Origin of the sequence: Segatella copri (assembly GCF_019127135.1) — a bacterium.
Classification (GTDB): Bacteria; Bacteroidota; Bacteroidia; order Bacteroidales; family Bacteroidaceae; genus Prevotella.
In genome coordinates this window covers 1-12,154 of sequence record NZ_JAHOEA010000078.1, presented here as the reverse complement: position 1 = coordinate 12,154, position 12,154 = coordinate 1, and the positions used below count along the sequence as shown (strand labels likewise).

13 protein-coding genes are annotated in these 12,154 nt (G+C 37.9%); 3 read left to right on the top strand and 10 right to left on the bottom strand.

Annotated elements, in window-relative coordinates; genetic code table 11:
• Positions 1 to 51: 51 nt before the first annotated feature.
• From KSW37_RS14190 to KSW37_RS14140, 10 genes are all read right to left on the bottom strand, one after another.
• A complete protein-coding gene (locus KSW37_RS14190) occupies positions 52 to 816 on the bottom strand; it encodes a hypothetical protein (RefSeq protein WP_217314983.1) in 765 nt (254 codons plus the stop codon).
• Positions 809 to 2,560: a hypothetical protein gene (locus KSW37_RS14185; protein ID WP_217314982.1), complete on the bottom strand. Its 1,752-nt coding sequence runs from the start codon at positions 2,558 to 2,560 to the stop codon at positions 809 to 811. Before KSW37_RS14185 ends, KSW37_RS14190 begins: the two co-directional genes overlap by 8 nt.
• An 11-nt stretch (positions 2,561 to 2,571) precedes the next feature.
• On the bottom strand, positions 2,572 to 4,992 hold the full coding sequence (locus KSW37_RS14180; RefSeq protein WP_217314981.1) for a hypothetical protein: 2,421 nt from the start codon (positions 4,990 to 4,992) through the stop codon (positions 2,572 to 2,574).
• A 529-nt stretch (positions 4,993 to 5,521) separates the two neighbouring features.
• Positions 5,522 to 5,737, bottom strand: a complete 216-nt coding sequence (locus KSW37_RS14175; RefSeq protein WP_217314980.1) for a hypothetical protein — start codon at positions 5,735 to 5,737, stop codon at positions 5,522 to 5,524.
• Positions 5,738 to 5,775: 38 nt separating this feature from the next.
• The gene (rfbC, locus tag KSW37_RS14170) at positions 5,776 to 6,363 is read right to left on the bottom strand and encodes a dTDP-4-dehydrorhamnose 3,5-epimerase (RefSeq protein ID WP_217314979.1); all 588 of its coding nucleotides are present in this window, start codon (positions 6,361 to 6,363) and stop codon (positions 5,776 to 5,778) included.
• A 369-nt stretch (positions 6,364 to 6,732) separates the two neighbouring features.
• Entirely contained in the window at positions 6,733 to 7,203 is a 471-nt protein-coding gene (locus KSW37_RS14165) for a hypothetical protein (RefSeq protein ID WP_217314978.1), read from the bottom strand.
• Entirely contained in the window at positions 7,194 to 7,787 is a 594-nt protein-coding gene (locus tag KSW37_RS14160) for a Panacea domain-containing protein (protein ID WP_217314977.1), read from the bottom strand. The genes KSW37_RS14165 and KSW37_RS14160 overlap by 10 nt, the downstream gene beginning before the upstream one ends.
• Before the next feature lie 172 nt (positions 7,788 to 7,959).
• Positions 7,960 to 8,355, bottom strand: a complete 396-nt coding sequence (locus KSW37_RS14155; protein WP_217314976.1) for an ASCH domain-containing protein — start codon at positions 8,353 to 8,355, stop codon at positions 7,960 to 7,962.
• On the bottom strand, positions 8,333 to 9,667 hold the full coding sequence (locus KSW37_RS14150) for an N-acetyltransferase (RefSeq protein WP_254368678.1): 1,335 nt from the start codon (positions 9,665 to 9,667) through the stop codon (positions 8,333 to 8,335). Before KSW37_RS14150 ends, KSW37_RS14155 begins: the two co-directional genes overlap by 23 nt.
• Positions 9,668 to 10,061: 394 nt before the next feature.
• Positions 10,062 to 10,484 (bottom strand): hypothetical protein, encoded by a 423-nt coding sequence (locus KSW37_RS14140; protein ID WP_217314975.1) that lies wholly within the window; start codon positions 10,482 to 10,484, stop codon positions 10,062 to 10,064.
• A gap of 226 nt (positions 10,485 to 10,710) precedes the next feature.
• Between KSW37_RS14140 and KSW37_RS14135 the strand changes: the two genes are divergently transcribed.
• The 3 genes from KSW37_RS14135 (at position 10,711) to KSW37_RS14125 (ending at position 12,058) form a co-directional block, all read left to right on the top strand.
• Positions 10,711 to 11,283, top strand: coding sequence for an HU family DNA-binding protein (locus tag KSW37_RS14135; protein ID WP_217314974.1), 573 nt, complete (start codon positions 10,711 to 10,713; stop codon positions 11,281 to 11,283).
• Between the two features lie 84 nt (positions 11,284 to 11,367).
• The gene (locus KSW37_RS14130; protein ID WP_217314973.1) at positions 11,368 to 11,511 is read left to right on the top strand and encodes a smalltalk protein; all 144 of its coding nucleotides are present in this window, start codon (positions 11,368 to 11,370) and stop codon (positions 11,509 to 11,511) included.
• 22 nt (positions 11,512 to 11,533) lie between these two features.
• Complete coding sequence (locus KSW37_RS14125; RefSeq protein WP_217314972.1) at positions 11,534 to 12,058, top strand: N-acetylmuramoyl-L-alanine amidase; 525 nt, start codon at positions 11,534 to 11,536, stop codon at positions 12,056 to 12,058.
• The last annotated feature ends 96 nt before the right edge of the window (positions 12,059 to 12,154 follow it).

Below are 12,154 nucleotides of genomic sequence, written 5' to 3'. Positions count from 1 at the left end.
TTATTCCAAAATTACGTTAAATCACGCTTGTGAATTTTCACTTGCGAAACTTTAGTCAAATAACATTTGACAACGACATATATTTATATGATAATTAGTCAACATTAATCCTATGACAAAACTTTCGTCATCAGAAATAGCATCATTAGTAAAAGTTTCCAAGTATCGGCGCAACAACATTCTAGACTTCCGTAAATAATTCAATATGATAGGCTTGCGTTTATCATCAGTCAACAACATCATAGGATCATTGAAAGCAGACATCGTTCGCAGTAAGTTAAACATGGTATTTTCAAGTTTAATCTTTCCTTGAACATTATCTACCTGCTGCTGAATATTTAACCAATGCTGTTCAATTTGGTTTAATTTATCTTCTAACTTATTCTTTTTTTCCTCTAATTCTGATGTGAGTTCCTCATTCTTTTCCTTTATTTCTTCCCATTCTTGTTCGTGTCTCCTTACCTGTAAGTATTGCCAGATTCCAGCCAACAACAATACTAAAGTCAATATGGCAAGCCAAAATCCCACCCATCCATTTAACCTGTCTATTCCGATACTAATATCCGTTTGATATTGGTCCCGAACGTTACTTACAACATCGTTTAAGGAATCTAACCGCTGAAAATAGTCAAGATATTTCTCTGTATCATTAGCACAAACAGTATCATTATAAGTTATTATAGTGCGACTAAACTGACTATTGCCAGAAATTGGCTTAATCGCCGTAACAAAGAAGGTCGAAGCCAGTCCCCCTAAGACAAAAACAAGAATAATACCTATAGCTTTCACCAAGGTTTTCTCATCTTTTTCAAACATATTGATATATATTTTTAAATGTTTCAGAATTTTCAACCAGACTATAATATTCATCAATCTCTTCTAAACGATAAATACGAGCCGTACATATTGGGAAATAAGTTTCTTTTAACTTTGCAATGTCAGAACAACATATTCCTTGATAACCACGCAAAAAGGCATTGACAACCAAATCGTCATGAGACATCATAATAAACTGAAGAGGTATAAGAAAACCATTTAACAGAACATGTTCATTATAGGATAACTTTAAAGAATAAGCGAAATGCTCCAACTTCAAACTATTTTCAAAATCACTGGCATTGAATACATCGTCTATAACAATAGGAAGAGATATTCTATTTTCCAACATCCAATTAAAACAGATGGCTGTTTTCATTGTAACGCAATATAACTTGAAACGAAACTCATTAAAATAATCACGAGGTTCTGCATCATAGTTACCTTTTAAAGAAACATGAATATTTACTTTAAGAGCTTGTAAATCTTCCTTGTAATCAAACGAAAACTTTTCATTATGGCAAGAATAGAAAGATAAAATCTGCAATATGCCTTCACCATACGTATCAATAAATGTTTTAATAAGTTCACCTTGAAGATTGCAGAAGAATCTTTTAGCATCATTCAAAAGGGTTATATTCTGAATTAGTTGCTCTTCATTGCTATTGTCATCTCCATTATCTTGCGTTGTAAGTCGCTGTTCATCCTTCAAAGAAAAAAGGACATTAAGTTTCCAGTCATTTCCTTCCCGCCCCTTAACCAACTGATACAACTTTTGATACAACCTAATCAATATTTTATTTTGCGTATCATCAGAAGCAAGTGATTCCTGTTGCTGACCTGAACTTACCGGTATGGATAAGACAAAACCTCCTTCATACTTTTCCTTACTTTCAGAATGCTTAATCTTACTCCAAATTTCCTTGAACAGATGTGGTTCCTGTATATGTTTCAAGTCTTCTCTTTGTCCGTTCTCGATCTCTTGCAAATCACTTTCTTCATAATTGAGAACAGCCAAAAACAAGCTGTTGTACTCAGAATATGACAAAGATTTGCCATCTGTCAAAGAATCCAACTGAGAATTTAAATTATGGAGCAATTTATCTATTTTGTCTATGCAGCTATCCAAATGCTCATACCCCATCTGCTTTAAGACCCAATGAAAGATGTTATTACCAGACACCTTAAGTTCATCAACATCTACATCAGAACAAAAGAATGCAGGTACAGCCAAAGTCTCAAACTTACTTGCATTTGTTATTCTAAAATCTTCTTTATCTGAAGCCAAGAGATAACTAAGCGTCCATGACTTCTCTTTTTTTATTTTATCATTGCCAAAACCAAATGTCAAATACCTATTTTCTTCTTGATTAATTTTTGCCGCATAGTCAGAATAACCTAAATAGATTTTTTGCAGAGCATTATATAGGGTACTCTTTCCTGAGCCATTCTTACCTAAAAACAAAAAAGAAGAAATAGTTTTAAACTTGTTTTGAAAACTCAATCCATATCTATCATGACCATCGTTGCTAGGATAGGTACGAAAATCATGAAATAATAATTTCTTTAGGCGACAGTCTTTGGGAATATCTGATTCGAACTCTTTTGTTGCAAGTTTCAAATCTTTCATTCGCAAAGAATCAGAATAGTTAGCACAAAGATTACGAATAACATTCACTAAAATGGCATTCTTTTCTTGTGCTAACTTTTCTTCCACCTTTAACAAACAAGATGGATGCATCATTACTATATAACTTAAAAGTTCAAGATTACGTTATTGAGGTAACCTAATAGTTTCAATAAAATCACTTTATCTTTACCCACATTTTCATGAAAGGCCTGCGATACCTTTAGAGAATCTAATAGTTCACAGGTATTCAACTCATGGACAAATCCCTCATTCTCCAGCATAGAGATATAACTATTCATTGTTTCCTTATCAGCAAAATATAATATAATTAATATATTTTCTAAATGGACAATCTGGCGAACTTTCCATAAATATGGCAGAAGTGCTACAGACAATTCATATCTATCTGCATCTTGTAAAACATGATAATTCATCTCATAACAAGACAAGTTTTCCTCATATTCGCGCTTGCCGTTGGCCACCAACATTCTTGAATCATTTATTTGATCATGCAACTTTATCAATGACCTTATGGCATTACCCATAAAATCACCGACATCACGCAAATCCCTTTTGATATTCTCTATCGTAATCAAATTAGATAGAAAATAATTGATAGTATTACTATATACCAGATGAACATCATTTCCATCTGATCCTGCTTCTTCTAAAATGTTCTTTACCAACTCATCTATCTTCAAGACCAAATTCTGACTAAGGGTTGTGTTCCTAGAGAATTCATTATTACAAATTCGGGCATGTAACGAGATATTGCCATCTGGCGTTTCTGTAAGGATAAACATCCGTATCAAAACATCGATAAGATCATCAGAACGATAATATAACTTATGACTTCTATCTATCGATAACTTGTTATTACATTCTTCCTCGTTCAGCTGATCCGCCATTTTATCATAGATAACAGCCAAGATACCTTGAAGATTTCTTCTATTAACGACAATAGCATTGTCGCTTATATCCAAAGCCATTTTCTGGATGACATGAACCACCAGCCTTCCAAGATGACTTATGGTAAAATCTTCGTTTTCCCCAGGTCGAAAGACACGAATCCATTGCTGGCTTGCATGGTCTATAATATATTGCGGAACAATACTGCCATTATCAATCTGTACATCTACCCAATGATGCATTATAGTCTGGGATAATTGGTCTGTATTCAGTCTATTAGCATTGTCCCAAATAAACTGCCATATATACGAGAATGTATAACCAAATCGAAGACGTTCCTGTCTATTTAGATTCAGACCACGTGACCATCGCTCTATCATCAATGTCTGATTGAAGAACATAGCAGATAAAGCTTCTTCCATCATCTTACAATTCAACAATTGAGTAAGATTGGTTCTCTCTAATCTACCTGCTTCCAAATCTGCCAACACAGGCAATTCAAAAGCAATGGATTGCTTTCGACCCTTTTCTGTATCAATATTTGGATTCGTTTTATAAGCAATATCAGTAATCGCTTCACTCCAAGCAGAGATAATTGAGGTTACATCATCTCCCTCTCCAAGAATATTGAGCAGATTCCCACAATCTATAGTTTTCTGAAGCAAATGACCTGCATGCATATTACCAATAGCATCCTCAAATTCCTTTCTATAATAACAAAATGTATCTAATGATGAAAAATAGTTCAATAGAACAACAGCCGTACGCATCAAATTTCTGGTACTAACAGCCTTACCTTCTAGGTATTTCGATACATCTGTCAATTTTTCGATAACATTTTTCCAGGCTCGATTAACTTGTTCATTACTGCCAAAAACGACATATTTAAACATATCGAAATTGGTTGTCACCAATTCTGGAGCTATAGTAACTACAGTTATAGTATTACCTTGTAAAAATACACGAAACTTTCTGAAAGTACTTTCCTGCACATCAGACAATATGACCGATATACTTTCAATACCTTCACATCTATCTATACTATAAACTTTATTCTTTCCAAAAGCAAACACTAATTGCTGCTTTAAGGATTCTGAATCTACAGTCTGACCCAAAGTATATTTTACGGCAGGAAACTCAACTTCCAAGGACTTACCTAAGCTTTGCAAATCTTTCATCACATTCTTTACAAAGAAGTGTCCATAACCTGTACGTATATCACTAGTAGAATAAACAGGTATGGAAGAAAAATCCATAGATTCCTTATCCTTTATACAAGAATATATGCCGACAATTTCAACACGATTGTTTAATCCGTAAGCACTTATATAGATATCGATTTCTTCCTTCAATCCCAAAATGGATGAACCAAAATAGATTGCATCATCAACTATAAAGAGACGATATTTATTCTCCTTATCATTGTTAATTTTATCGAAAAGAAAAGGCAGAGCATGCTCTGTCACAACATTCATAGGCTTCAAATGGAAGTTTCTTTTCAAGAACTCCAAAAGCCTAGGCCCTTTGCGAGATAATGCGATAACGATATCAGTACTTGAAGAACTCACTGACCGGTTCAATTGATCAGTTAAATCAGCAAGACTTTTTTTATATTTTACTCTGTCAGATAGTTCCATATCATATTGTCGATAATTGGAATTAAAATTCCAACTTATATTTTATCAGTTAATAATTCATGCAGCAAATTTACAACATTTCCATCAAATATGAAAACTTTTTCTAATATTTCTTATTAATTTTATAGTTATTCTAAATAAAATGTATAAATTTTCGAAAGTTTTCATAGCAACAAGTTCAAAATAAGCAAAGTATAACTAAGATACAGAGTCACCACTATATCTAAACAATTACACCTATCAGTATTTTGAAATGGTCATTTTGTATCATTTTTAGGGTGAACCTATCCGAAATCCTAAAGATTGACCATATTAGTTTCACATCTAATGAAAGCTTGAACTCTTCAAGAATTCTGCCATTGATTTAAAATGTATATTTGATTCTGGTATCCCTAATGAGACAAGACAATCTAAAGCCCTATCATGATCTGTATCAGAATAAGCGCTTACATACCATTGCAAGTTAGCTTTATCAGCATTCACCTCAATTATCTTCTTTATATAAGGCTTATCAACCTTAGAGAAAGAATCAGTTAAGAGAATTACACTTCAGCTCTTTACTGATTACCTTTCCCAACACCTTTTCTATATCGAAGAAGGTCATGGGGTCGTTATAGTCAATCTCCGAAATGGTGTTATCCATATCATTAACGGCATAGCCTATCCATTCTATGGATTCTTCCAAGTCTTTTATATTGATTCGAGAATAGGTTTCCTCGAAACGGTCGAGAAAGAAGGATACCACATTAGGATTCTTCTATAAGTATTGATGAAAGGAAGACTCTATTTGTATAAATCTACATTGATATCGAATGGAGAATCGAAGTCCTTCAGCATTGCATGCTTCGTATCTTTCTCTGAGAGATTGGCATGCTCTGTTGGGATTTTCCAATCAATGCCGAGGGAATCATCGAGGATGCTGATGCCTCCATCAGCCTCAGGATGATAGAAGTTATCACACTTGTACTGGAAGACGGCTGTTTCAGAAAGAACAGCGAATCCATGTGCAAAGCCCTTTGGGATGAAGAACTGTACATGGTTATCTTCTGTCAGCTCTACAGCCACATGCTTGCCATAAGTAGGAGAACCTTTGCGGATGTCTACTGCTACATCAAGCACTCTGCCTTTTACGCAACGTACCAGCTTACTCTGGGTATAAGGTGGGCGCTGGAAGTGCAGGCCTCGCATCACGCCATAACTGCTCATGGACTCGTTGTCTTGGCAGAAGTGAACATTGTATCCCAGGATTGGGGCAACCTTTTCTTCAAACTCTCGCTCGCTGAAGCTCTCGAAGAAGTAGCCACGAGCATCACGGAAGAGGCGTGGCTCTATAATGAGAACGCCTTCTATTTCTGTTTTTACTATATTCATCGTTTTTGGTTTAATTTTTGTTCTTATTATAAGATTTTCGAAAACCTACCCTCAATGGTCTTTACCCCCCTTCGGTTCCCCCGTTCCCGGGGGACAGAAACCTTCTTTACCGTTAAGGAAGGCTCCACCTTTCTCACCAAGCCTCTCTTTCCTCAGAAACGAGAGGATGTAACCGCCCTCCGGTGCTCAGAACCGCTACGCTCTAAGGTTGGCGGACCAAAGCGGTCTTCGCCATATTGTGCGGGATGGGACCGCCTTACTACAGCTTGCAGATTGGGGCTCATGAGAATGGATGGTTGGGGCCACCAGAATAGTTCCTCATTGCAGTATCGCTCTGCACTTGTCGCCACTCGAATGGGGAAGAATACTTTATAAAATTCCAAATCTCTTCTTTTCTTTATTAGTAAGAGTTTCGGTTGTTTTAAGAACCTCAAAGATTCCTTGGAGATCTAGGGTGGTCAAAGTTCCAAAATACTCTCCTTCCATCAATTTCTTTAATGGGATAGAAAAGAGCATGCCACAATCAACAAAACTATCATACTTCAAGAATTCAGGATAATCTGTTTGATGAAGAAGATACTGGGCTGAAAGAAAAGAATCAGAATAAGCTGCCTTAGGACTCATTTTTGTATTAACCAATACTGAACCATAACATACTTTTTTCACTTTATCTACTCCGATAATTACTAACTTCTTTGGTTTCTGCTTTCTTCCATCCTTGAAAACCAAACCTTCTTCTATAGAAATAACCGTTCGTACCAACGAACCTATTTCTAATTTATCTTCGGTAACCTTACGAAGATTATCAAGATAGGATTTCTGCAACTCCCTTAAATCCATGACAATGCTTTTTGAACTGATTGACGGTCACGAATTACACATAGCATGTCTTTGCTTGCTCCTGCCGCAGCTGCCATATCATACATGGTTATCTTGGAGTCCTCACCTGTTTTGTCTGCCTGACGTTTTGCACGTTTCCAAGCTCTGTCTTCATGTGACTTGCCAGATAGGTCAAAGGATTCTACATCCTTGCACTTTTCTATCCATTTATCCAACATCTTCACATCAGCTACAGACAGTTCATCCATATCGCATTCCGCATTCTTGGAAGCTAGAACAAGCTGATGCCCATCCTGAGAGATAGCTATATTCAATGAATCTGCAAAATCCTTCAATTCTGGCGAAGAAAGGTCTGCCTTGCCTTCAATACCACGCAACACCTTATAGGTTAAAGCTGGTACAGGACCATGCTTTCTTGCTACAAAGGTATCGTAAATGATTGGCAATCCATATTCCTTCAACTGATCTTGCTGAGCAAAATACATAACCTTAAAGAGATGAATATAATCAACTCCTTCTGGGAATGCTTTCAGAATGTAAAGCACTACTGCCTTTATTTTCAAAATCTGATCTATTGTCTTCATTATTATGTCTCCTTTTTGCCTGCAAATATAAGGGTTTTCTTTGAAACTACCAAACTTTTGGAGGAGATTTTGCTTCTTGCTCTAATCTTGCACAGATTACACTGATTTTTGACCTGCTCGGTCTGAGGTGTTAAATCTCACGCAGACTGCGCTGATGACGCAGATATTTGACCTATTTGGTTTGATGAGTAATCTTTTCTTCTGCATAGATGAACGACTGGGGAACCTTGAAGTTTGGTATCAAAGACTCGGGATTGATAGCTTCCTTATATTCCTTACACTCCTTTATCTTCAATGCTACTGCCTTCTCCCTTCCCTTGTAGTATTTATCAAAGAAATTCCGGGTAACGCCAGATTGGCGTTTGGTTTCTTTCCAGATATTCTCTGGGGTATCACAAAGGATTTCGTCTATTTTGAACTCACCGACTATCTTGCTGATGGGACGGCTGGCGTAGATATATACGGTATCCACCTTTTGCTTGAAGAGAACCTTACGGTACTCATATTGCTTTTCCCCAGAAAAGATTTTCTCTACAAACTCTGGTTTAATCGATAATATAACGTTCATCTATTTCTCCTAATTCCAATAGTTTATCAAATTGAGCATCGGAAAGTTTAAAGAATCCCCAATACTTGGGCTTCAAACCAACCTGCTCTTTCATTACCATATTGATTACCTTCTTGGTGAAGGCTATGTTATACACCATCTTAATGACGATGAAATTGTTTTTGTACTTGTACCATCTTCGCAATTCATGTTCTTTGAATACAGAATAGCGATTGGTATATTTTATGAATTCTTCCTCATTTTCAAAGTCTCTGTATGTTTTTACCTCACATACCGTACATACCGATGTACAAACACTACGATAGTACGCTTTTCCCTCTTCATCAGAGGTCCGATAAATAATTAGTTTATCTCCTGCCTTTAATTTACGTGTATCCTGCATCCAACAGAGATAAATCTTATAGATGCTATTGGTTTCAGATACATCTTGGATGAGATCATATTTTTTTTCATTCTTCAAGATGGAGTCTGGGAAGAGGTGCGTATGAAACTCTGGGACTATAGAAAGTACATATTTATTTGAACTAGCTTTCTTTACGAAAGGATAGTCGAGTTTGAAGTCATCAACATGGGTTGTCATATCCTTTATCAATACATATTCCGCATTACCGCCCTCATGTGGCTTGTCTGCAATATGAGAGAAGCCAAATTTCTCAAACATACGAATCAACCCTTGCAACTCTTCTGTTGGAAACATGGTGACATAGATTTCATCTACATCTTCAGCTATCGCCATATCCATGATTTTCTTCATGAAACGCTCACCACGAGTGGTATGTCGGTCTTCATTGTCCACCTTGAAGGTACCCACCTTCAGGCGTTTCTTGGCAGGAAGCACTGGGGTAAGGTCGGAAAGTTCTTCTTCCTCTATCTTCAAATAAAGAAAGTCTTTCAACTCGTTATCTACATAATAGCAATAAGCTGTGGCTCCTGCTGCAGCCTTCTTGTTATACCATTCATTAAACTCCGGATAGCTGGCTCTCAATGAATCGAAAAAGGAATCATTGAGATCGATATCTGAAAATCGTTGTACTTGTAAGTCCATAGGTCTTCTTTCTTGATTGTTTCTTATCTTGTTTTTTAACTCGTCAGCAGGTTTCTCCACCACTTTCTGTTCTGCCTGGCTGGCATTGGGCGCAATGAGATTGTTACCTCCGTGAATATTGAAGATGACATGAGGATCCTGACACTCCTTGATTTGATCGATGAGGCCATGATACTCCTTGGACATCATCTTGCGTAGCAGACATTGCACACGGGAGACGTCGGCAAAGTGATTTTCATTCATGAACTCCTGTGCCTTTCGTATCATGTACAAATATTTATCCTCCATACTAAATTAACCATCTAGAATCAATAAAAGCCAATTTTCAGCAGCAATTGACCATAATCCGCAAGTTTTGCGAGTTGAAAATCCTATAGTTGTACGACTGTAAAGCTACAGTTGTACGACTATACATGCTATAGTTGTACAACTCTGGAGTTATAGTCGTACAACTATAGGGGTCATAGTCGTACGACTATAGTTTTTTAAGAGACCAATCATATTTTACATTTTCATATGCGGTTGATTTTCAGGCATTTATCAAATCATAGTGTATTTTCAATTCTACAAAACGAATTTGGATTCATTGAAAATTCTGAAATTATGGAGTGCGTAAAAGTGCCTTTTGTCAGTATTTTTCCTTACGTTACTTCATTGGTGATCATTTCCACTTATACCAAGCTTCATTGATATACTTGCGGATATTACTGATGCCTGTAGTAACCTGTGGTGCCAAGGGCTGTAAGACTTCGATGAACTCCTGTTTCACCATAATATCTTGGTCAACCTTTACATCTGTATCATTCACCATATCCATCACCACCTGTGCCAATTCCTTGGCATTGGTGCATGCAGAGAGCTTGGCTATATATTCTGCTAATGCTTCCACATTATTAATATATAAGGAGAGACGGGTTGTTTCGGGTGAGAGGACAGGCTTCTGACTTTGGTTCTTGGTCTTCATCATCTCCTCTATGTACTTGTCGCCATAAAAGTTTTGCTCAGCCTTGATAGCATTGGGCAGAATCTGGTTGTTACCGCCAGAAATATTAAAGACGATATTTGCCTTATTATTATCTTCCATTGCTATGATTTTTATTAAAAGTGAACGTATCGTGAATGAGTAGTAAACAGATGGTGAACGTCAGTGAAGGCATTTGCTTTCGCCTCGCCAATGTTGTATCTTTGCACCAGCTAAACGAAGAACGAAGAGTGATGAGTGAAGAATTCAACACCTGGGTACACTCGGAAGTCCTTGTTCGGAGTGATGCATACATATTTAGTATTAATATCTTAATAGAATTACAATTATGAGTAAGAGTTACAAAGTTGCAAAGAAGACCATTAACATGGGTGAAAAGAAGGGTCAGACACTCTTTTCTGTTAGACCGTACAGTTACGGAACCTTGACCACCGAGGAGGTTGCTAACCAAATCGCTGTGGAGTCTACAGCTACTCCTGCAGACGTCAAAGCGGTACTCGACCGCTATGCTTACTACGTGAAGGAGAACCTGAAGAAGGGTTACGACATCGAATTGCTCGGATTCGGCAAGCTCTACATCCGCTTCATTACCGGCAAAGCTGTAGAAGATGTGAATAAGGCGAACGCTAAACTCGTGAAGAGTCTTGTTCCTGCCTTCCGTCCTTCTTTCACCAAGTTGCAGAATGGCAGCCGTATCTACAACCTGCTTCCTGGTTCCATCGAACTTGTGAAGTATGGTGAAGAGAAGAAGGACGGAGCTACTGACGGTACTACTGATCCTGACACCAAGCCATCTGACAAGGGTGATAACACTCAAGGTGGTGGCACCGAGAACGGCGGCGAAAGCGGCGGTACCGATGGCGACGGAACTGATGCTGGTTCAGACGGCAACATGGGATAGTCGCTCTTAGCAGTGCCTTGCCTCTGAAAAAGGGAGGCACTGCTTACCCTTAACTTATTGTTTCACTTTTAAATATCATTGATTATGAAAATGTTTCGTTCTAACTCTGAATCAAATCCGAACCGGATTTCATGGACTCAAATCGTGAATGCCATCGTACAAGCACTGATTGCAGCGCTCACGGCACTGGGGGTAAGCTCGTGCACAAGTGCAATGTTGAATGTTTAATGTTTAATGTAGAATTAATCTTATGACTAAAGATACATTTCCTATGAACATTGGTGGGGAGAAGGTGCGCTCAGAGCGCATGCTCCTCGCCAAAGTGGAGGATGGCAAGAACATGATGTCTGCCGACTCTATCAAATTTCTGGTGCTGCATTGCTCGGCTAGCCGATGCGATCAGGACTATAGTGTGGAACAGCTGAGACGTGACCATAAGGCCCGTGGCTTTTATGATATCGGCTATCACTTCTATATCCGAAAGGATGGTACGATGACGCAGCACCGTAAATTACTGGAGGTAGGGGCGCATGCCAGACCTTATAATAGATGTTCTATCGGCATCTGCTATGAAGGTGGTCTGGATGAGCATGGCAAGCCATGCAACACCATGACCGCTGAGCAGGAAACGAGACTCGTGGATCTTTTCAGAAATCTGAAGATTCTCTTTCCGAAAGCGAAGATTGTAGGGCATCGGGATTTGCCTGGGACTACTCCCAAAGAGTGTCCGTGTCTGGATGCTGGAAGCTGGGCTGCCCGACACCGCCTTGATTAACTCTTATAACTCCTTTTGGCTGGCATTGCTAGCTAAAAGGATAAGAAAACAGCCTCACGGACAACACGTTTACCTCGACTGTTTATCATGATACGT

What these genes read in the sequence shown, in the direction of transcription:
- KSW37_RS14190 (WP_217314983.1), bottom strand. Translation starts at nt 816, where the DNA reads ATGTTTGAAAAAGATGAGAAAACCTTGGTGAAAGCTATAGGTATTATT.
- KSW37_RS14140 (WP_217314975.1), bottom strand. Translation starts at nt 10,484, where the DNA reads ATGGAAGATAATAATAAGGCAAATATCGTCTTTAATATTTCTGGCGGT.
- KSW37_RS14130 (WP_217314973.1), top strand. Translation starts at nt 11,368, where the DNA reads ATGAAAATGTTTCGTTCTAACTCTGAATCAAATCCGAACCGGATTTCA.
- KSW37_RS14165 (WP_217314978.1), bottom strand. Translation starts at nt 7,203, where the DNA reads ATGGATTTAAGGGAGTTGCAGAAATCCTATCTTGATAATCTTCGTAAG.
- rfbC (WP_217314979.1), bottom strand. Translation starts at nt 6,363, where the DNA reads ATGAATATAGTAAAAACAGAAATAGAAGGCGTTCTCATTATAGAGCCA.
- KSW37_RS14185 (WP_217314982.1), bottom strand. Translation starts at nt 2,560, where the DNA reads ATGATGCATCCATCTTGTTTGTTAAAGGTGGAAGAAAAGTTAGCACAA.
- KSW37_RS14125 (WP_217314972.1), top strand. Translation starts at nt 11,534, where the DNA reads ATGACTAAAGATACATTTCCTATGAACATTGGTGGGGAGAAGGTGCGC.
- KSW37_RS14180 (WP_217314981.1), bottom strand. Translation starts at nt 4,992, where the DNA reads ATGGAACTATCTGACAGAGTAAAATATAAAAAAAGTCTTGCTGATTTA.
- KSW37_RS14160 (WP_217314977.1), bottom strand. Translation starts at nt 7,787, where the DNA reads ATGAAGACAATAGATCAGATTTTGAAAATAAAGGCAGTAGTGCTTTAC.
- KSW37_RS14135 (WP_217314974.1), top strand. Translation starts at nt 10,711, where the DNA reads ATGAGTAAGAGTTACAAAGTTGCAAAGAAGACCATTAACATGGGTGAA.
- KSW37_RS14150 (WP_254368678.1), bottom strand. Translation starts at nt 9,667, where the DNA reads ATGATACGAAAGGCACAGGAGTTCATGAATGAAAATCACTTTGCCGAC.
- KSW37_RS14155 (WP_217314976.1), bottom strand. Translation starts at nt 8,355, where the DNA reads ATGAACGTTATATTATCGATTAAACCAGAGTTTGTAGAGAAAATCTTT.